Here is a 21,810-nt window from a genome sequence, read left to right as displayed (position 1 = left end):
CGTGCTTCTCTGCGAAGAGCAACTTCTTAATGTGTGTTTAAAACGTCATAATAACCATGAAATGCGTTAGTACATTTACATAATCCACGATGAAATAACATTCATTACAAAGCAAAAAAAAAGGGAAAATGTTGTTTGAACATTTTCCCTTTTTAATTTATTATTTAGGATCTAAAGCTTCACCAATTCTAGAAATCAAATCGAGTACATGGTATTTACTCATTCGGTCTGACATTCTAGCGGAAGACATTTTTAAATCATTTTTAAGAGAATTCAATTGGCCTCTGGCAATAGAAGGTAAATCCGTTTGTGCTAAATTTACTCTTCTGGTATTGAAACCGTACGTTACACCAACCGGAACCGATCTTACTTCTGCATTACCAGGTTTTAACATACCAATCATCTTGTCTACATACAATTTTTGAATGTTTCTGCGATACATATCAATAGAAGTATTGCTTTTCAATTCAGAGAAAATTCCTTTATTCAAATCACTGATTAATTCGTCTACAGAATAATTGTCTTTACTAGCAGTTGAGGTTTCTAAAAGGCGAACCATTCTGTCACCGGCTAACAAGCTAGTTAATGTTGCATCTTGCATTCCTTTGATTGCTTCAACACCGTTTTCTGGGTTGATTTTCGAAAGGACATTTTGATCCAATAACCATTTTGGGGTGTTGAATAATTGAGTATTCAAGAATGCCACAGCGTCTTTTTGAATACTTTTTGGAACTACTTCAAATTGATTCCCAGCCATATCATAGGTTTTTGGAGAATCATAAATTCCACCCACGTTTTTAGTTACGTGTCCCATGTATCTTCGGAATTGTCCTGTAAGCGCGCCGTAAAGCTCGTCTAATTCAGTATAACTTTGACCATCTTCTTTAGTCCATTCTAATAAATTAGGAAGTATTCTTTTCAGGTTTTTAATTCCGTATTCAGAAGCTCTCATCGCATTATTACCAATATCTTCCGTTTGATATCTTGGATCATAAGGACTTGTTTCTGAACCAAACCACAAACGATTGTTTTTGTATGCTTCCTTAGTCATTTCATTCAACAATGCTTTTTCCTGTGCTTCATTTTTAGTGTCTTCAAAATAAGAATATCCCCATTTGATAGCCCATTTATCATAATCTCCAATTCTTGGAAACAAAGCCGTAACACCATCTTCCGGTTGCGCAACATAGTTGAAACGTGCATAATCCATGATAGATGAAGTATGTCCATTTTTCTCTTGGTAGTCCTTATCTCTCAGTTTCTCAACCGGAGTTGCAGAACTCGCACCCATATTGTGACGCAATCCTAACGTATGTCCAACTTCATGTGAAGCAACAAAACGAATTAATTCTCCCATTAATTTGTCATCAAACTTTTTCGATCTTGCCGCTGGATCAACTGCTGCCGTTTGAATCAAATACCAGTTTCTTAAAAGACTCATGATATTATGATACCAACCAATGTGGCTTTCTAAAATTTCACCGCTTCTTGGATCGTGAACATTAGGACCATAAGCATTTTGAATTTCGGCAGCAAAATATCTTAAAACAGAAAAACGCGCATCTTCCAAACTCATTGTTGGATCATTTTCCGGCCAATATTCACCACGAATGGCATTTTTCCAACCTGCTGCTTCAAATGCGATTTGCCAATCGTCAATTCCTTGTTTGATGAATTTTTTCCATTTTTCCGGAGTGGCGGGGTCAATGTAGTATACAATTGGTTTCAAAGGCTCAATCAATTCACCCTTTTTTTGTTTTTGGGCATCTTCAGCAGATTTCGGTTCTAAGCGCCATCTTACCGCAAATACTTTGGTATCAGATTTTTGAGATTCTTCCTCGAATACATCATATTGGTTTGCAAAATAACCTACACGAGCATCAAATTCTCTTTTGCGCATCGGATTTTTTGGCAATAAAATCATAGAAGTATTCATTTCTACTGTAATCACACCTGCATCTAAAGCCGAAGGCAAATCAACTCCAATTTTTGGAGTAGGTGAAGTATTGATTTTTGGTGGCGTTGTCGTAAATGTTTTTACACTTCTAATTTCGGTATTTATTGGAAAACTACTTACTTTTGAGATAAATGATCTGTCTTTTTGAAATGTCTGAATGTTTAACAGTTGCTTTTTAATTGGATCCAAAGAAAAAGTTTGAACATCAGCATCGAAAGTAGTGGATAAATCTAGTACATAACCTGTGATTTTTCCAGCATCATCTTTTTTGTATGCCAGAACATCATAATTTCCAATAATTGGATCTGAAGTTGAATTTTTGACTGCTTGAGCCATTGGTTTGTCTTCATCCGGAGACATAATAACGTAGGTAATAGATCTCAATAAGATATTGTTATTCAACCCTTTTTCCCAACGCACCACTTGTCTGTTGATTTCCTCTCCACCAAAAATTCCTCCTCCGGCCGGAGTTTTAGAATATCGGGTAATGGTCATCATTTCACTTCCTAAAATAGAATCCGGAATTTCAAAAAGGTATTTGTTATCTATTTTATGGACGTCGATTAATCCTCTTTGCGTAACTGCACTTGAATCAATTACTTTTTTGTACGGTTTTGGTTCTTTCTTAGCATCATTTGCCTTGGTATCTACTTTGGCAATAGCATTTTTCTCTGCTTTTCTTTTCTTTCTACTTTGAGCAAACGTCTCCGGAGCCGAAAAAATTAACAGAAAAACAATAAATAGAGTTAGTTTTTTTTTAAACATGTAGTGCAACATATATTGGTTAATAATTAGTTTTTGGCAAATAAATAGGAGAATCTTCTATTTATTTGCCATTAATCTTCAAATCTATTGATATATTTTTAAAATTGTATTATCCAGAAATACAATTTTAAATAATTAACAATAATTAACAATCGTTGAGTATTTATTTCTCATTGGGGCAATATGATTTTTCTCATGAAAGGAATTACTATTTCGTGTTACCTTTGCTTTTTTTAAGGAGTAAATAAAGTAATATTTTTTAATTTCATGGAATGTCAAAAGTGCCTAAAAACGATTTACTTGTAAAAGTTTTTCGTAATATTACTTCATAAATCAGTTGGGATGAGAAAAATCAAGTACAAGAAAGGGAGGAAAATGCAACCCTATAATTTAGAATATACAGGGATTCATAAAAGCAAAGATTCAGAACTGCAGTTGTTTGTTTACGATGATTTGAATCTAACGGAATATGAGGATTTTAAGGTTTCAGATTTAGACAAATATATTGATAAACAGAAAACAAATTGGATTAACATACACGGCTTGAATAATGTTGATTGGTTAAAATCTATTGGTGATTATTTTAAAATCGATAATTTTATGTTGGCTGATATTTTGAATACCACCCGAAGAACTAAACTGGAAGAATCTCATGACTTTTTGTTTTTCAATATAAAATCACTGTTGCCAGGGGAAAATTCAGATAATATTAGTGTAGAACAAATTAGTTTTTTATTGAAAGACGGCGTTTTAATTTCTTTTCAGGAAAAAAGGAGTGATTTTTTTACCCATATTCGAGAACGCATTAGAACCCATTCTGGGATTGTAAGAACTAAGAAAGCGGATTATTTGCTGTACATCCTTTTAGATGCAATTATGGAAAATTTCTTCATCACTTTAGAAAACGAAGAAGATAAAGTAGAGGAATTGATCAATCTTACGAAGCAAAGTGTAGATCCCGTAATTTTAGAAAAAATAGAGAAACACCGCGATAATTTAAATTTCTTAAAACGTTCCATTATTCCATTACGAGATTCTTTGTACGACATTAAAAGCATAAAAGACGACACGATATTTAATGCGATGGAAGTAGATAGTTTTAGTTTCTTTTCGCGATTGCATCAAAAAAGTTTAGAACTTTTGGAACAAATTGATTCTGATATGGGGTCTTTAGAAAGTGCTTCAAATTTCTTTTTTTCGGCACAAACACATAAGATGAATGAAATTATGAAAACGCTGACCATCGTATCGGCGATATTTATTCCGCTTACTTTTATTGTTGGGATTTACGGAATGAATTTTGAATATATGCCGGAACTCAAGCGTCATTATGGCTATCACACCGTTGTTGGTGCCATGTTTTTAATAGTGATTGGAATGATTATTTATTTTAAAAAACGCCGTTGGTTTTAGAAATTAAAAAGCAATACATTCAATTGATTTGGAATTAAATTTAAAAATATAAAGATGAACAAGGCCATATACATTGCAACAAGCGAGCAAAATAGTGGAAAGTCGATTATTACGTTGGGATTGATGAGTATGCTTATTGGCAAAATGGCCAAAGTAGGTTATTTTAGACCCATTGTTGAAGATTTTGAAGAAGGCGGATTTGATAACCACATTGAAACCGTGATTGGTCACTTTGGTTTAGATATTCAATTTGAAGACGCTTACGCAATTACAAAAAGTAAATTAATTAAAAAGAAGAACAAAGGAAAAATAGGAGAGGTTCTCGATTTGATTATTGAAAAATATAAGAAATTAGAAGAGCGTTTTGATTTTGTTTTGGTGGAAGGAACTGGTTTCAGTGGGGAAGGAACGGTGATTGAATTAGACATGAATGTTCTAATTGCCAAAAATCTGGGAATCCCAACGATTATTGTTGGTTCCGGAGTAGGCAAAACACTGGAAGAATTATTGGACAGTTTGTATCTTGCTTACGATTCATTCAAAGTGAAGGATGTGGAGGTATTAGCCGTAATAGCTAATAAAGTACAGCATGAAAATATAGACATAGTGACTACTGGTTTACGCAAAAGTTTGCCTCATACCGTGATGGTGAATACGATTCCTTTAATCCATAATTTGAATAATCCGACGGTACAGGAAATAGTAAACGAGTTGGATGCTAAAGTTTTATTTGGCTCGGCACACTTGAACAACCAAACCGGAAATTTTAGTGTTGGCGCCATGCAATTGTGTAATTATTTGTTGCATCTGAAAGAGAATAGCCTGGTGATTACTCCTGGAGACAGAGCCGATATTATTTTAGGAGCTTTACAAGCTAATGAATCCGTGAATTATCCAACAATTTCAGGAATTGTTTTGACAGGGAATATTTTGCCGGAGATCAGTATTTTGAAATTGATTGAAGGACTTTCGACCATTGTTCCAATTATTGCCGTGGAAGAAGGGACGTATTTCATCACCAATAAAATAGGATCCATTAAATCTAAAATTTATGCAAATAACAAGCAGAAGATTGAAATTTCGATTACTACTTTCGAAAAATATGTCGACTTAGATAACTTGGCTGAAAAGCTCATTACTTTTGAGGCTGATGGAATGACGCCAAAAATGTTTCAGTATAATTTGGTTAAAAGAGCCAGACAACACAGGAAACACATTGTCCTGCCGGAAGGGAATGACGATAGAATTATTATGGCAGCTTCCCGTTTATTAGAAATGGATGTAGTGGATATTTCGATTATTGGCAACAAGAAACAAATAGAAAGTAAGGTTGCGGAATTAGGATTGTTTTTTGATTTTTCCAAAGTGCAAATCATTAATCCGATTGAATCCGAGCATTATGATGACTACGTAAACACGTATTATGAGTTGCGAAAAGCGAAAAATGTTACGTTAGGAATGGCGAAAGATTTGATGGAAGATGTTTCGTATTTTGGAACGATGATGGTTTACAAAGGCCACGCTGACGGAATGGTTTCTGGCGCTGCACATACTACGCAACATACTATTTTACCGGCGTTGCAATTCATTAAAACAAAACCCAATTCATCAGTGGTTTCCTCAATATTTTTCATGTGTTTAGAGGACAGAGTTTCAGTTTTTGGAGATTGTGCCATTAATCCAAATCCTACCGCGGAACAACTGGCAGAAATTGCCATTTCATCTGCGGATTCCAGTTTAGCTTTTGGTATTGAACCAAAAATCGCTATGCTTTCGTATTCTTCGGGTTCTTCCGGAAAAGGAGATGAAGTGGATAAAGTGCGAACTGCAACTGAAATAGTGAGAAAAAAACGCCCAGATTTAAAAATCGAAGGTCCTATTCAATACGATGCTGCCGTTGATATGGCCGTTGGTAAAAGTAAAATGCCAAATTCAGAAGTGGCAGGACAAGCCAGCGTTTTGATTTTTCCAGATTTAAATACAGGAAATAATACCTATAAAGCGGTTCAAAGAGAAACGGGTGCATTAGCAATTGGTCCGATGTTACAAGGATTGAACAAGCCGGTTAATGATTTAAGCCGCGGTTGTACCGTAGATGATATTATAAATACAGTCGTGATTACGGCGATTCAAGCACAAGGATTATAGCTTTTTAATTTAAAGATTGAAATATTTAATGATTTTAAAATTAATCTTTTAATACTTCAATTGTTTAATCTTTTAATGAAACTTAAATGAAAATAGTAATAATAAACTCAGGAAGTTCTTCTATAAAATACCAGTTAATTGACATGCCTTCTTGCGAAGTTATTTGCTCTGGGATGATTGACAGAATAGGATTAGAGACTTCAAATTTGAGCTATGAAACTCAAAAAAATAAAATTGAGGAATCGATGCCAATTCCCAATCATAAAATAGGGTTAGAAAAAATCGCTCGTTTATTGATGGATGAAAGAGTAGGTGTGATTCAAAACACACGCGAAATTGACGCTGTTGGTCATCGTGTGGTTCACGGAGGCGCTGGTTTTTCAGATACCACCATCATCAACAAAAAGGTAAAAGATAAAATTAAACAACTTTTCGAATTGGCACCATTGCACAATCCTGCTAATTTTGAAGGAATAATTGTAGCGGAAGAAATCTTTGGCACTGCTAAACAAGTAGCTGTTTTTGACACTGCATTTCACCAAACAATTCCAGTTGTGGCTTATAAATATGCCTTGCCTAATTATCTTTTGACCGAAAATAAAATTCGAGTTTACGGTTTTCACGGTACAAGCCACAAATATGTTTCTGAAAATGCGATTAAGTTTTTACAAAACAGCTCTAAAATTATCACCATACATTTAGGTAATGGATGCAGCATGGCGGCTATAAAAGATGGGAAAAGTATCGATACTACACTCGGTTTTGGACCAATGAATGGTTTGATTATGGGAACTCGTAGTGGAGATGTCGATCAATCAGTGATATTTTATATGGTCAATTCATTGGGTTATTCCCTTGCCGATGTCAACACGATGTTGCAAAAACAAAGCGGAATGCTTGGACTAACAGGTTTTAGTGATTTAAGAGATATTGAATCTCAAGCCGGACAAGGAAATAAAGATTGTCAAATGGCATTGGCAATGAATGCGTATCGAATCAAGAAATATATAGGTTCTTATACAGCTGCCTTAAATGGTTTGGATGCGATTATTTTTACAGCTGGAATTGGAGAAAATTCTTCTTACATGCGAAAATTAGTTTGTACTGATATGGAGTATTTTGGAATTGAACTTGATGATTCTAAAAATGATATGCGTTCGAAAGAAATTCGGGAAATCAATACTTTGGAATCCAAAACTAAAATAGTAGTTATTCCCACTAATGAAGAGATTGAAATTGCCAATCAAGTCTTTGAATTACTGATAAAGTAAGAAAATAAAAAACCCAAAGGAGCTTCTGAATTCAGAGGCTTTTTTTATAAATTTTATTGAATAAATCTAATTATATTTGGATACTAAACACCACATTTTGAAAGCAAGAATTACAGCAATAATCCTACTCTATCTTATTTCATTTCAATTGTATTCGCAGGAGTTACTTCCTTTTGTGGAAAATTATAATAAATCTGATTATCAAGGAGATAATCAAATATGGAATGTAGCGCAGGGCAATGATAATGCGATGTATTTTGCCAATAATTATTATTTATTGCGGTATGATGGTGTAAAATGGGAAAAATATTCGCTGCCTAACAAAACCATAATTCGTTCTATAATGGTGGATGGCGACAGGATTTATTCCGGTTCCTATAAGGAATTTGGCTACTGGTATCGAAAAAATGGGAAGATGATTTATGTTTCTATTTCTGATACCACTAAGGTTTTTGATGAAAATGATAATGAGGAGGTTTGGAAGATATTTAAATTTAAAGGTAAAATTTATTTCCAGTCTTTTAACGGTCTTTTTCAGTATGATGGAAAGATAATTAAGAAAAGTAAATTTGATTTTTTGGTTTCCTATTGTTTTCCCGTTGGCAATGATTTATTAGTGGCTTCGGTAGAAAAAGGAATTTATAAAATGAATAATTCCAAATTTGAAAAGATAGCGGCATGGTCTATTTTAGAGAATAACGTCATCCACGCTATTGAAAAACACCAAAATAAAACGTATTTTTTCACTAAAAAAAATGGAGTTTATGTGGAAGAAAACGGAGTATTAAGTGCTTGGAAAAGTTCATTAAATGATATTTTGAAAGCGGCTAATATCAATGTTGCTAAATTCATTAAAAACAATAAATTAATTATAGGAACTGCAAATAAAGGAGTTTATATTTTTGATTTGAATTCTGGTGCGTACAAAAACATCAATCGAAATAATGTTTTAATGAACAATTCAATTTTGAGTATTGAATTGGACAAAGAAAATGATTTGTGGTTGGGTTTAGACAACGGAATTGCTCATATCGAAGTAAATTCTCCAATTTCTATTTTTTATGATAATTCAGGTATTTTAGGTTCCGTTTATTCTATTGCGAGTACTTCAAAAGGTTATTTAATGGCTTCGAATCATGGTGTTTTTAAATACGAAGACAAGGACCTTTCGTTGATTCCTAATACGCAAGGACAAGCCTGGGATATCAGTAAAGTAAATAACAAATACCTAATAGGCCATAACGAAGGTACTTTTGTTTACGAAAACGGATTATTCTCTAAATTAAGTACTATAAACGGAGGTTGGAATTTAGCCAAAAGCAATATTAATAATTCGTATTTGCAAGCAACATATAGCGGCGTAATTATTTACAATGATGCTAATGATTTGAATCAAAAGATAGTTATAAAAGGAATATTGAAACCGATTAAATACGTTGCGCAAAACAGAAAAAATGAAATATGGGCTGCTGATAATAATAGAGGCTTGTATCGAATTCTGTATAATGATGCATACGAAACAACCGATATCAAAAATGTTACCCAACACAGTAAAATAAGTAATGATTTTGGAGTCAAAATATTTGAGTTCAGAAATGAAATCCTTTTTTTAATTAATAAATCCTGGTACACTTATAATTCAATTACTAATCAATTGGAAGCAAATGAATTGTTCAATACTAATTTTAAAAACGTATCAAACATAGTTTCCATTGATGAAAACCATTTTCTGATACTTCAAGAAGGACTTTTATACAATATTTATGCACATGATAATAAATTTATTCGCAATATTATTCAAGAGAAATATTACAAAGGGAAAATCATTAACGACAATGTAAAAGTTTTCAAAAACAAAGATAATTATCTGTTAAACCTAGATGATGGCTTTATTTCGTTACAATTAAAATATACGAACAAGAAAGCATCAAACATAAGTATAGAAGCTTTTGTTAATAATAATTTGGTTCAAAAGAACTCAAAGATTCCGTACAATTCTGAGCTTCGCATACATGTAATATCAGGTGTTTTTGGCGCAACAAGACCTAATTTGTTTTATAAATTAAATGGGACCAAAGAATTTATTCCTGTAAATGAAGGTTTGATTGTTTTGAACAATTTAAATAGTGGTTCCAATGAGATTACCGTTTACCTTCATGACGGCCTTACGTATGATAAAATTTCCAACTTCCAATTTATTGTGGCTAAACCATGGTATTTATCTTTTTGGATGATTTTATTTTATCTAGTTGTGATTGGAGGAATACTCTATTTGTATTACAAATGGAATAAAATGCGATACATTCAGAAACTGGAATTGCGTGATGAAGAATTAAAACATCAAAAGAAGATTCTCGAGATGGAATTGAAAGCCGAAAATGAATTGAATATTCAGGAGTATGAAAAACACATTTTAGAACTGGAACTGCAAACCAAATCTTCTGAGGTTGCAGGCAAATCACTTTCGATTGCGAAACAAAGTGAAATGATTGAAAACATACAAAGTATTCTGGATTCCGATATGGATTTTAATAAATTGAAAAGTGAAATTAAAAAAGCTATAAAAATCAATGCCGTTAACAAACATGAATGGGAAACGTTTGAAACAAATTTGAATCAAATTCATAATGAATTTATAATTACCTTATCCAAAAAATTTCCCAATCTTACTTCGAAAGATATTAAACTTTGCATTTACTTAAAAATGAATCTTTCCTCCAAAGAAATTGCTCCCATGATGAATATATCATTTAGAGGGGTAGAACTACATCGTTATCGATTAAGAAAGAAACTAAACCTTGTTCAAGATGAGAATTTATCTAAATTTTTATTATCAATATAAATAGCTTTATTTTTTTATAGATAATTTATAATTTAAGCATATTTATTATGAAATAACACTACATCATTACTACATCATATAGATGTAGTGCGGTATCTCGTAACCGTTATTTTTAGCAGTTATACCGAGATTTAGAATCTTATTTTATTGTTTTGATGTATTCATGTAGTATTTCTGTTTTAGTAACTATAACGTTGTAATTATTTACTTTGGCTCCACTAACTTTAACAAATCATTAATATATGAGAAATATTATTTTTAGCTTTTTAGCACTCATTTTACTTCCGGCATATATGTCTGGACAAGTAATTAAGGGAAAAGTACTGGATAAAAGTGGAATTGGTATTCCAGGAGCCATGATAGTCGCGGCTGATTCTAAAACTTCAACTGATACCGATTTTGAAGGTAATTTTAGTATCAATGCCAAAGTTGGCGAAGTATTAAAAATTAGCATGGTAGGTTTTGATGCTTTATCAGTACCTGCAACTGCAGCACCGATGAACATAAATTTACAAGAATCCAAAGACACTGAATTAAAAGAAGTGGTTGTTATTGGTTATGGAACCAGAAAAAAGATTGATAACACTACCGCAATTACTTCATTAAAAGCGGAAGAAATATCCAAAACCAAGGTTTTGAATGCTTCGCAAGCCATACAAGGTAAAGCAGCAGGAGTTCAGGTAGTTTCTTCAGACTTACCAGGAAGCACTCCTTCGGTAATTATTAGAGGTTTAGGTACTGCTTTAGGCGGAAGAACTCCTTTGTATGTTGTAGATGGAATGCCTACTGATAATATCAATAATATAAATACAAATGATATTACCTCTTATGAGATTTTGAAAGATGCATCATCTTTAGCTATTTATGGTACAAGAGCAGCAAACGGTGTTATCATTATTACCACTAAAAAGGGTAAAGGCGACAAGGTTTTAGTTGAATTTGAAAGTTTTGCCGGTTTTAGAAAACCATTAAGAACGGTAAAAATGGCTGGAAGCGAAGCTTATGCACGATATTCAAATGCTGCTTTGAACAATACAACATTTTCTGAAAATCAGCCTGTAAATACAAATTGGTTAGATGCTATTACTAGAACGGGATCATACACTCAAAATAATGCATCTATTTCTGGGGCAACTGAGAGTGTAAAATACTTTTTCAGTATTGGGAATTATGAAGAAAAAGCAATTTTAAACGGTCTTGATTACAGTCGTTTTACTTTTAGAAATAACAACGAATATAAAATTTCTAAAAAATTGACTATAAATCAAAACTTTAGTTTTACATCAGCTAATTCAAGCCCAAAACCATTAGGTGCTTTTACTAATGCTTACAAACAATCTCCTATCGTTCCGGTACGTTTTGCATCAGGTCAATACGGGGTTTCCTTTGTAGATACAAATGGTGTTGCAAGTACGAGTGGCTCTTCCTTTAATAATGTTGGAAATCCAGTTGCTCAATTAGACTTTTATGATGAAGAACAACGTAGCATAAGCTTACAAGGAGGTTTAAAATTAGATTACGATATTGTAAAATCATTAAAATTCACTTCACAGTTTAACGGTGAATATTATTCTTGGAAGCAATATAATTTTGAAGATACAAGAGCTATTGATATTGCTGGAGATCCAAGTCCAGGAAATTCTCTACCAACGAATATTAATGAGTTGACTAAAGGAAGAGAGCAATATTTTAATTGGAACTTATCAAATTATTTAACCTACAATAAGGTTTTTAATGATATTCATGATGTTGAGCTAACTGCAGGTATCGAAACATCAGTTAAAGGAGCAAGAGAAAAATTGATGATAAGAAGAAAGAATGTCAATGCAAATTCTAATTATTGGTCATTAGCAGGTGTTGATAATGTAGCTAACGTAATCAGTTATAGAGATGAAGTGTTTAATGAAACTAGATTGGCTTCATACTTTGGTCGTTTTCAATATAAGTTAATGGATAGATACTTAATTACAGGAACAATCAGACGTGATGGCTCATCTAATTTTGCTAAAGATTATCGTTGGGGAACTTTTCCTGCCTTTGGTTTAGGATGGATTGTTACCAAAGAAGAATTTATGGCTAATGTAAAAGGAATAGATTTATTGAAACTAAGAGGAGGTTGGGGTAGATTAGGAAATCAAACGGTACCGCTTAACAATCAAGCTTATGCATCAGGACTTTCAAGTTATTTAGGAGGTTCAATACTAAATGAAGGAACTACAATCAATTCTCAAGTAGACCCAAGTCTTTCTTGGGAAATTACTGAAGAAACTTCAGTAGGTTTAGATTTTGAATTATTGAATAGGAGGTTAAAAGGATCTTTTGATGTTTATGAAAAGAATACAACAAACGTAATTTTGAATGTGCGACCTTATCCAACTTCAGGAATTGTTGTAGCTACACCAGGACATGTAGGGGAAGTATCCAATAAAGGGTATGAAATTGCATTGCGTTGGGATGATAAGTTAACAGACAATTTGAGTTACTGGGTTGGAGGAAATTATTCGAAAAATATAAATAAACTTTCAGGTTTGAAAGACTTTGAAATTTCTCCAATTATTGGAGGTAATTTAGGCAACGGTCAGGATACTAAATTACTTAATAGCACCTCTGTGGGTCAACCTTTGGGAAGTTTTTATATTTATGAATTTGCTGGTGTAGATCCGGCAAATGGTAAAATGTTATATTATACTGCCAGCGGTGCAAAAGTTACGCAAGATGCTTTATCTGCAACTAATGATAAAAAATATGTAGGCTCAATATTGCCAAAATCTAATTATGGAGTATCAGTGGGTTTAAACTATAAAAACATCGATTTTTCTGTTGACGGATATGGTACAGGTGGAGCAAAAGTTTACAATGGTAAAAAAGCACAACGCTTTACAGGTGAAAATATAGAGCAATCATTAGCTACAGACTTCTGGAGTGCTAATAATACAAATGCTACAAATCCAGCTCCATTCAATCAAGTGCCGGTTGCTTCTACATACTATTTAGAATCAGGTGATTTCTTCAGAGTCAATAACATTACTTTAGGTTATAAGGTTCCAATGAAGGAAAATCAATTTTTAAGCTATTGCAGGATATATATGAATGCAATAAACCCATTTATCACCCAAAAATTCTCAGGTTTCTCTCCAGAATTAAATGGAGACGGTAATCCTTACGGTAATCAAGGAATTGAGTTGGATGCTTATCCTACTTTAAAATCTTTCGTTATTGGTGCTAATTTAAAATTTTAATATTATGAAAAAGATATATATAACAATGTTCGCGTTATCAGCTTGCTTTTTTTCGGGATGTGCTGATGATTATTTAGATGTAAACCAAACAGAATCTATTTCTACAGCAGATATTGAATTATTCAATAATGACGCTGGTGCAACCACTTTTGTTACTGCAATTTACAGCAAATTTTTAGATTGGGATATGACCTCTTTTGGTTGGATTGGACTCTCAAGCATTACTTCTGACGATGCCGATAAGGGTTCATCTCCCGGAGACACAGGAACTGATAAAGATGTTTTAGATGCATTAACATACAACGCATCAAATCCTTCAGTAGAAAGCACTTTTAATGCCAATTATGATGGAATTAACAGATGCAACCAAGCTTTAAATATTATTCCTAAATTAGATAAAGCAGATGCAAATTTAAGAGCGAGGCTAATTGGGGAAGCTAAATTTTTAAGAGCATTTATGTATTTTACATTGGTAAAAGCGTATGGTGGTGTACCTATTGTAGATCATTTACCAAATCCGACATCTGAAGAGGATAAAATAATGTTGTTGACACGTAAAACTGCTGCTGAGGTGTATACTTTTATAGAAAGCGATTTGAATGATGCAATTGCAGCATTGCCCAATAAATCAGTTTATTCAGCTAATGAAAAAGCAAGAGCTTCAAAAGGTGCAGCTCATGCGTTATTGGCTAAAGTAAATTTATATCAAAAAAACTGGCAGAAAGTGGTAGACAATTGCAATTTGGTTACAGGTTATTCCATTGTTCCAGATTATGCCGCTATGTTTAGAGTAGCGGGAGAAAACGGTGCTGAATCTATTTTTGAAATTAATGGCGTAGGTTCAGTTCCTGCAAAAGGAATTCAAGGGTATTCAGCCACTCAAGGTGCTCGTGGTGCTGGTGGATGGGGTTGGGGATTCAATACTCCATCTCAAAGTTTGGTAAACGCTTATGAAGTAGGGGATGTAAGAAAAAATGCAACAATCATTTTTAGAGGAACGACCCTATACGATGGTAGAGTAGTACCAATTACTGTTGAAAATGAAAGATATAACTTTAAAGCATATTCTTCTGCATTTACAGACGGCTGGGAAACAGATGTAAATATTAAATATTTAAGATATGCTGAAGTACTTTTAATGAAAGCTGAAGCGTTAAACGAATTGAACCAAACTCCTGCAGCTATTGTTTTGTTGAACCAAATCAGAAACAGAGCTGGATTAGCAAATACAACTGCTGTTTCTCAAGGCGATGTGAAAACTGCAATCTGGAAAGAAAGAAGAGTAGAAATGGCTTTTGAGCACGACAGATTCTTTGATTTAGTTAGAACAGGACAAGCGGCAGCTGCATTTGCTGTTGATGGTAAAACATTTACTGTAGGTAAAAACGAGTTGTTTCCTATACCGGATTCTTTTATTAGACAAGCTGCAGGTTTGTCAAGTCAAAACCCAGGGTATAATTAAAACATAATAATCTCCCTTCTGCAAAAAAAAGAGTAGAAGGGAGATTTATTTCCAATAACATAAATTGTTAAAAATTAAAAGATGATTAAAATATCAGTTTTATTTATAGCTTTTACTTTTCTCGGTTGCAGTTCCTTTAGTGATAAATCAAATGAAAGTGTTAAAGTAAAAACTCCTGGTGCGCAAGTAACAGATGAGGAACTTATAGATCTCGTTCAAAAGCAAACTTTTGCTTATTTTTGGGAATATGCAGAGCCAAATTCTGGTTTGGCACGGGAACGCTTCCATCCTGAAGGTTTTTATCCTGAAAATGATGCTCATGTGGTTACTACCGGAGGTTCCGGTTTTGGATTGATGGCAATAGTTTCAGGTATGTCTAGAGGCTATGTCACGAAGGAGGAAGGTACTAAAAGATTGAATAAAATCGCCAATTTCCTTGCCAAAGCAGATCGTTTTCATGGAGCTTGGTCACATTGGATTGATGGGAATACTGGTAAAGTAAAACCTTTTGGTATAAAAGATAATGGAGGTGATTTAGTTGAAACTTCTTTTTTGGCAGCCGGTTTTATAGTAGTTAGGGAATATCTCAAAAACGGAACAGCTGATGAAAAGGCTGTCAGCCTTAAATTTGATGAACTTTGGAAAGGGATTGACTGGCAATGGTACACAAACAATCAGAATAAATTATATTGGCATTGGTCTCCAAATTACAACTGGGATATGAATTTTGCCTTAGAAGGGTATAATGAATGTTTGATTACGTATGTCATGGCAGCATCTTCGCCATCACACCCAATAAATCCTGCAGCTTATCATGAAGGATGGGCAAGAAATGGAGGCATAGTTTCAACCAAAACCAAATACAATTTGCCATTGATTTTAAAACACAATGGTGCTGAAGAATTCGGAGGTCCATTATTTTGGGCTCATTATTCTTATTTAGGATTAGACCCAAATCAGTTAACGGATAAATATGCCAATTATTGGGATTTGAATTCCAATCATACTAAAATTAACTATTTATATGCAATTGCTAATCCTAAAAGTTATAAAGGATATGGAGCTTATTATTGGGGTTTGACAGCTTCGTATTCAAGAAATGAAGATGGATCTGTTGGGTATGATGCGCACATGCCAAGTAACGATAAAGGTGTCATTTCGCCTACAGCTGCCATCAGTTCAATTGTGTACACACCAAATGAATCTAAAGCATTTATTCGAAATTTATACGAGAATTATAAAAATGATACTTGGGGAGTTGCGGGCTTTTATGATGCACACAGTCAGCAGTATCAATGGACAACTAAACGATATTTAGCTATTGACCAAGGACCGGAAATGGTGATGTTAGAAAACTATCGTACAGGTTTAATATGGAATTTATTCATGAATGCACCAGAGGTAAAAAAAGGTTTAATTAACCTGGGCTTTCATTCGGGTAAGTATAAGTTCTAAATGTGTATGAAATATCTATTTATTGCAACGGCCTTTTTACTATCGTTGAATTCGTTTTCACAAAATGATGTTATTGGTACCCTAAAAACCGAAATCGTTCAAAAACGCGAATTAACTTTTGCTTTACATATTCCGAAGCATACAAAAGATAAAAAGCCGCTGATTGTTTTTCTTCATGGTTCTGGTGAAAAAGGAACCGATATCGAAAAAGTAAAAGAGCATGGACCATTCAAGTATTTGAAAAGTCACGAATTAGATGCTTATGTTTTGGCACCGCAATGTCCGGAAAATGAATATTGGAATGAAGAAGTGCTCTACCGATTGATTCTTAAAATCCAAAAAGAGAACAATATTGATAGTAGCAGAATTTATCTCACAGGTCTTAGTATGGGAGCTTGGGGCGCTTGGAATTTAGTTGTTGCACATCCTGAAACTTTTGCCGCTTTGGTTCCTATTGCAGGATATGTAGATCGAATTCCTATGATTGAAAATTGTAAAATCGCAACCATTCCAACTCGGATTTTTCATGGTTTGCTGGATGATGTCGTGAATGTAGAGTATTCGATTGCGATGTATAAAAAATTAAAAACCTGTAATACTAATGTGACGCTGACAATTTTTGATGATGCCAATCACGACAGTTGGTCACGAGTATATGACAACCAAGAAATTTATGATTGGATGTTCAAACAAATAAAAAACAGACAAAATGAAAATTAAATTGATCATACTACTTTTTGGAATTTCTCTTTTTGGCTACAGCCAAAAAAAGACCTCTAAAAAGGAGGTTAAAATTAAACCGAAAACAGAGTTCGTAGCCGAGTTACTTTCGAAAATGACTTTGGAAGAGAAAATTGGACAATTAAATTTACCAACTTCGGGCGATATTACTACCGGTGCAGCCAGTAGTTCTAATGTGGCTAAGAATATCGAAGACGGAAAAGTGGGTGGGTTATTCAACATCAAATCAGTTCAGAAAATAAAAGAAGTACAGAAAATTGCTGTCGAAAAAAGCCGCTTGAAAATTCCGTTACTTTTTGGGATGGATGTCATTCACGGTTACGAAACGACTTTTCCTATTCCGCTGGGATTGTCCGCTACTTGGGACATGAAACTAATTGAGCGCTCTGCACAAATTGCAGCCCAAGAAGCCAGTGCCGATGGAATTAACTGGACTTTTTCGCCTATGGTAGACATTTCTCGTGATCCACGCTGGGGAAGAGTTTCAGAAGGTTCGGGTGAAGATCCGTTTTTGGGAAGCGCAATTGCAAAAGCAATGGTGAATGGCTACCAACAAAATGATTTGTCAAAGAATAATACCATTTTATCGTGTGTGAAACATTTTGCTTTGTACGGCGCGCCAGAAGCTGGACGTGATTACAATACGGTAGATATGAGCCGAATAAAAATGTACAACGATTATTTTCCGCCTTACAAAGCGGCTATTGATGCAGGCGTGGGTTCAGTAATGGCTTCTTTCAATGAAATTGATGGAATTCCTGCTACTGGAAATAAATGGTTAATGACTGATGTTTTAAGAAAACAATGGGGATTTAAAGGTTTTGTCGTAACTGATTTTACCGGAATTCCGGAAATGATTGAACACGGAATGGGAGATTTACAAACTGTATCTGCTTTGGCTTTGAATGCCGGAATTGAAATGGATATGGTGGGCGAAGGTTTCCTAACAACGTTAAAAAAATCAGTAGAAGAAGGTAAAGTAACTATTGAACAAATCGATAATGCAACGCGTCTTATTTTGAATGCGAAATATGATTTGGGTTTGTTCCATGATCCGTATAAATATTGTGATGAAAATAGAGCTAAAACTGAAATTTTCACAAAAAACCACAGAGCTGAAGCACGAGCAATTTCAGCACAATCGTTAGTATTATTAAAAAATAACAATCAGTTACTTCCTTTAAAAAAATCAGGGACGATTGCTTTAATCGGACCATTGGCTGATGCCAAAGAAAATATGGCAGGTACTTGGAGTGTGGCTACTAATATGGATAAATCCATTTCATTAGTAGCAGGAATCAAAGAAGTGGCAGGGAAGGATACTAAAGTGCTTTACGCCAAAGGAAGCAATCTGGATTATGATGCAGCTTTCGAAGAAAAAGCAACCATGTTTGGTAAAACCTTACACCGAGACAACAGAACTTCCGAAGAATTATTGGCGGAAGCCTTAAAAATAGCCAATCAATCTGATGTGATTGTAGCTGCTTTAGGCGAATCAGCTGAAATGTCTGGAGAAAGTAGCAGCAGAACAAACTTAGAGATTCCACAAGCACAAAAAGACTTATTGCAAGCCTTATTGAAAACAGGAAAACCGGTAGTTTTGGTTTTATTTACAGGCCGTCCATTGGTTTTGGTACAAGAAAACGAAACAGTTCCGGCTATTTTGAATACTTGGTTTGCAGGTAGTGAAGCAGGAAGTGCTATTGCTGATGTTTTGTTTGGAAATGAAAACCCTTCGGGAAAATTGACAGCTACTTTTCCAAGAAGTGTAGGACAAGTGCCTATTTATTACAATCAAAAAAACACGGGAAGACCGTTAGGCAATAAAGAAGGAAAATTCGAAAAATTCAGATCGAACTATATCGACGAAAGAAATGAACCTTTATATCCGTTCGGTTTTGGATTGAGTTATACCACATTCGATTACTCGAATTTGAAAATTTCATCTGATAAAATGAACTTCAGTGAAAAAGTAAAAGTGACTGTTGATGTGACCAATACAGGAAATTATGATGGTAAAGAAGTAGTTCAGTTGTACATAAGAGATGTAGTGGGTTCCATTACAAGACCGCTAAAAGAGTTGAAAGGATTCCAAAAAATTGCCCTTAAAAAAGGAGAAAAACAGACAGTTACTTTCGAAATTTCTGTTGAAGAATTAAAATTTTATAATTCGGATTTAGAATTTTTGGCGGAATCTGGTACTTTCCAGGTTTTTGTAGGTACAGATTCGAATACGGATAGGAAAGTTAGTTTTGAGTTGATTAAATAGATTTGGTTTGTTTATTTATGATCGGCCCTTCAGTATTTGTACTGAAGGGTTTTTTTTTAACAAAAAAACGGTATTTGTTAAAAGTCATATAGTCTAAAACAGCTATTTTCTTTACTTTTATCAATTCAAAAAATCATCCAAATATGAAATATTTATTTTCTCTTTTTCTACTCTTTCTTTTCAATTTAGGCAATGCCCAAAGCGTTCAATCCCCATCGGATAAAATCGCCTTAAATTTCAAATTAGGACCAAATGGACAACCTTTTTATTCTGTAAATTACAAAAACAAAGCGGTCGTTTTAGAAAGCGCTTTAGGTATAAAATTAAAGGAAAAACCAGCTTTAGACGCAAATTTTGAAATACTGACTTCAAAAACTTCCAACTTCAACGAATCTTGGAAACCAGTTTTAGGGGAGCAATCCAGTATTAAAAATCAATATAGTGAACTTAATGTTTCGCTTATCAACATGGAAACTAAGGTGAAAATGAATATCATCTTTAGAGTTTTTGATGAAGGAGTTGCTTTCAGATATGATTTTCCAAAACAAGCGGAATTGAATTATTTTATCATTTCTGATGAGGTTACCAAATTCAATTTAACCGAAAACAACAAAGTATTTTGGATTCCAGGAGATTTCGACAGTAATGAATACGAATACAACGAAACTAAATTTTCTGAAATTGATAACAGCAAAATCAATATGAACAACGGAATTGGAGTAAAGTCCATTCCGGGCAAATACATGGTTCAAACACCGTTGATGATGAAAGCGCCATCAGGTTTGTATCTTAATATTTTTGAAGCGGCAGTTGTCAATTATCCAGTCATGCATTTGAATGCTGATGTGACAAATTACAAATTAAAAGCCGAATTAGTTCCGAATGCCATTGGTGACAAAGCCTATTTGCAAACGCCTTGTGTGTCTCCGTGGAGAACCATCATGATCAGCGATGATGCCAGAGATATTGTGGCTTCTAAAATGATTTTGAACCTTAATGAACCATCAAAATTAGAAGATACTTCTTGGATAAAACCGATGAAATATGTTGGAATTTGGTGGGAAATGCACGTAGGTAAATCTACTTGGGATTATGCCGGTTCTCAAAATGCAACTAATTTTGCAGATGCCCCAAAAGCGTCTGGAAAACACGGTGCTACTACTGAAAATACCAAAAGATACATTGATTTTGCTGCCAAACACGGTTTTGATGGCGTTTTAGTAGAAGGCTGGAATGTAGGTTGGGAGGATTGGAACGGAAACTGGAAAGAGGAAGTTTTTGATTTTACAACGCCGTATCCGGATTTCGATATTGCTGCTCTTTCGGCTTACGCCAAAGAAAAAAACGTGAAAATGATCATGCATCATGAAACATCGGGTTCCGTAAGTAATTATGAAAGACACTTGGATCGTGCTTTTGATTTGATGAAAAAATACGAATATCCAGCAGTAAAATCAGGTTACGTGGGCAAAATCATTCCACGTGGAGAGTTTCATGACGGACAATCTATGGTGAATCATTTCAATTTTGTAGTAAAACGCGCTGCAGATTATAAGATTATGATTAACTCTCATGAATCGTCAAGACCAACCGGTTTTGGAAGAACGTATCCTAATTATATCGCTGCTGAAGCGGCTCGTGGAAATGAATTCAATGCCTGGAGTGTTGGGAATCCGCCTATGCACGAAACTATTTTACCATTTACGAGACAATTGGGTGGACCGATGGATTACACGCCGGGAATATTTGAAGTCAAAATGAGTTATTATGATAAAAACAAAACAGAGCAGGTTCACACGACTTTAGCAAAGCAACTAGCTTTGTATGTAACAATGTATTCTCCGTTACAAATGGCGGCCGATTTATTGGAAAATTATGAGAAATACCCGGATGCTTTTCAGTTTATCAAGGATGTAGAAACAGATTGGGATGAAAGCAAATATTTAGAAGCGGAACCAGGCGATTATGTTACAGTTGCCCGAAAAACAAAAGGAAAAGAAACGTGGTTTTTAGGAGCAATCACCGATGAGAATGCCAGAACATCAGAAATAAAGTTAGACTTCTTATCCAAAGGGAAAAAATACAAAGCCATCATTTATGAGGATGCTAAAAATGCCGATTGGAAAAACAATCCAATTGCATATCAAATCAAGACTATTGTCGTGACCAGCAAATCAAAAATCAAAATGAATTTGGCTCCGGGTGGAGGAACAGCAATTAGTTTTGAACCGATAAAATAATAAGGATA

Annotated in this window: 11 protein-coding genes; 10 read left to right on the top strand and 1 reads right to left on the bottom strand. The window is 34.2% G+C overall.

The window, feature by feature from the left end; all coding sequences use genetic code 11:
• Positions 1-160: 160 nt before the first annotated feature.
• On the bottom strand, positions 161-2,722 hold the full coding sequence (locus tag G7A72_RS03000) for a zinc-dependent metalloprotease (RefSeq protein WP_206531529.1): 2,562 nt from the start codon (positions 2,720-2,722) through the stop codon (positions 161-163).
• 342 nt (positions 2,723-3,064) lie between these two features.
• On the opposite strand from G7A72_RS03000, the gene corA reads away from it, so the two are divergent.
• The 10 genes from corA (at position 3,065) to G7A72_RS02950 (ending at position 21,802) form a co-directional block, all read left to right on the top strand.
• Positions 3,065-4,135, top strand: coding sequence for a magnesium/cobalt transporter CorA (corA, locus tag G7A72_RS02995; RefSeq protein WP_165151371.1), 1,071 nt, complete (start codon positions 3,065-3,067; stop codon positions 4,133-4,135).
• 54 nt (positions 4,136-4,189) lie between these two features.
• A complete protein-coding gene (gene pta / locus G7A72_RS02990; RefSeq protein WP_165151370.1) occupies positions 4,190-6,283 on the top strand; it encodes a phosphate acetyltransferase in 2,094 nt (697 codons plus the stop codon).
• An 86-nt stretch (positions 6,284-6,369) separates the two neighbouring features.
• Positions 6,370-7,554: an acetate/propionate family kinase gene (locus tag G7A72_RS02985; protein WP_165151369.1), complete on the top strand. Its 1,185-nt coding sequence runs from the start codon at positions 6,370-6,372 to the stop codon at positions 7,552-7,554.
• Between the two features lie 97 nt (positions 7,555-7,651).
• Positions 7,652-10,396, top strand: coding sequence for a histidine kinase (locus G7A72_RS02980; RefSeq protein ID WP_241258568.1), 2,745 nt, complete (start codon positions 7,652-7,654; stop codon positions 10,394-10,396).
• Positions 10,397-10,638: 242 nt separating this feature from the next.
• Positions 10,639-13,635 carry a SusC/RagA family TonB-linked outer membrane protein gene (locus tag G7A72_RS02975; protein WP_165151367.1) on the top strand — a complete coding sequence of 999 codons (2,997 nt, stop codon included), beginning with the start codon at positions 10,639-10,641 and terminating at the stop codon, positions 13,633-13,635.
• Between the two features lie 4 nt (positions 13,636-13,639).
• Positions 13,640-15,097: a RagB/SusD family nutrient uptake outer membrane protein gene (locus G7A72_RS02970; RefSeq protein ID WP_165151366.1), complete on the top strand. Its 1,458-nt coding sequence runs from the start codon at positions 13,640-13,642 to the stop codon at positions 15,095-15,097.
• Positions 15,098-15,178: 81 nt separating this feature from the next.
• Positions 15,179-16,552, top strand: coding sequence for a glucoamylase family protein (locus tag G7A72_RS02965; protein WP_165151365.1), 1,374 nt, complete (start codon positions 15,179-15,181; stop codon positions 16,550-16,552).
• Between the two features lie 6 nt (positions 16,553-16,558).
• A complete protein-coding gene (locus tag G7A72_RS02960) occupies positions 16,559-17,272 on the top strand; it encodes a prolyl oligopeptidase family serine peptidase (RefSeq protein ID WP_165151364.1) in 714 nt (237 codons plus the stop codon).
• A complete protein-coding gene (gene bglX / locus G7A72_RS02955; protein ID WP_165151363.1) occupies positions 17,262-19,562 on the top strand; it encodes a beta-glucosidase BglX in 2,301 nt (766 codons plus the stop codon). The genes G7A72_RS02960 and bglX overlap by 11 nt, the downstream gene beginning before the upstream one ends.
• A gap of 143 nt (positions 19,563-19,705) precedes the next feature.
• A complete protein-coding gene (locus G7A72_RS02950; RefSeq protein ID WP_165151362.1) occupies positions 19,706-21,802 on the top strand; it encodes a glycoside hydrolase family 97 protein in 2,097 nt (698 codons plus the stop codon).
• The last annotated feature ends 8 nt before the right edge of the window (positions 21,803-21,810 follow it).

It is taken from the genome of Flavobacterium sp. Sr18 (assembly GCF_011064265.1).
Lineage (GTDB): Bacteria > Bacteroidota > Bacteroidia > Flavobacteriales > Flavobacteriaceae > Flavobacterium > Flavobacterium petrolei.
The sequence above is the reverse complement of the archived record's forward strand: the minus strand, read 5'-3'. Positions and strand labels throughout refer to the sequence as shown.

What these genes read in the sequence shown, in the direction of transcription:
- G7A72_RS03000 (WP_206531529.1), bottom strand. Translation starts at nt 2,722, where the DNA reads ATGTTTAAAAAAAAACTAACTCTATTTATTGTTTTTCTGTTAATTTTT.
- corA (WP_165151371.1), top strand. Translation starts at nt 3,065, where the DNA reads ATGAGAAAAATCAAGTACAAGAAAGGGAGGAAAATGCAACCCTATAAT.
- pta (WP_165151370.1), top strand. Translation starts at nt 4,190, where the DNA reads ATGAACAAGGCCATATACATTGCAACAAGCGAGCAAAATAGTGGAAAG.
- G7A72_RS02985 (WP_165151369.1), top strand. Translation starts at nt 6,370, where the DNA reads ATGAAAATAGTAATAATAAACTCAGGAAGTTCTTCTATAAAATACCAG.
- G7A72_RS02975 (WP_165151367.1), top strand. Translation starts at nt 10,639, where the DNA reads ATGAGAAATATTATTTTTAGCTTTTTAGCACTCATTTTACTTCCGGCA.
- G7A72_RS02970 (WP_165151366.1), top strand. Translation starts at nt 13,640, where the DNA reads ATGAAAAAGATATATATAACAATGTTCGCGTTATCAGCTTGCTTTTTT.
- G7A72_RS02965 (WP_165151365.1), top strand. Translation starts at nt 15,179, where the DNA reads ATGATTAAAATATCAGTTTTATTTATAGCTTTTACTTTTCTCGGTTGC.
- G7A72_RS02960 (WP_165151364.1), top strand. Translation starts at nt 16,559, where the DNA reads ATGAAATATCTATTTATTGCAACGGCCTTTTTACTATCGTTGAATTCG.
- bglX (WP_165151363.1), top strand. Translation starts at nt 17,262, where the DNA reads ATGAAAATTAAATTGATCATACTACTTTTTGGAATTTCTCTTTTTGGC.
- G7A72_RS02950 (WP_165151362.1), top strand. Translation starts at nt 19,706, where the DNA reads ATGAAATATTTATTTTCTCTTTTTCTACTCTTTCTTTTCAATTTAGGC.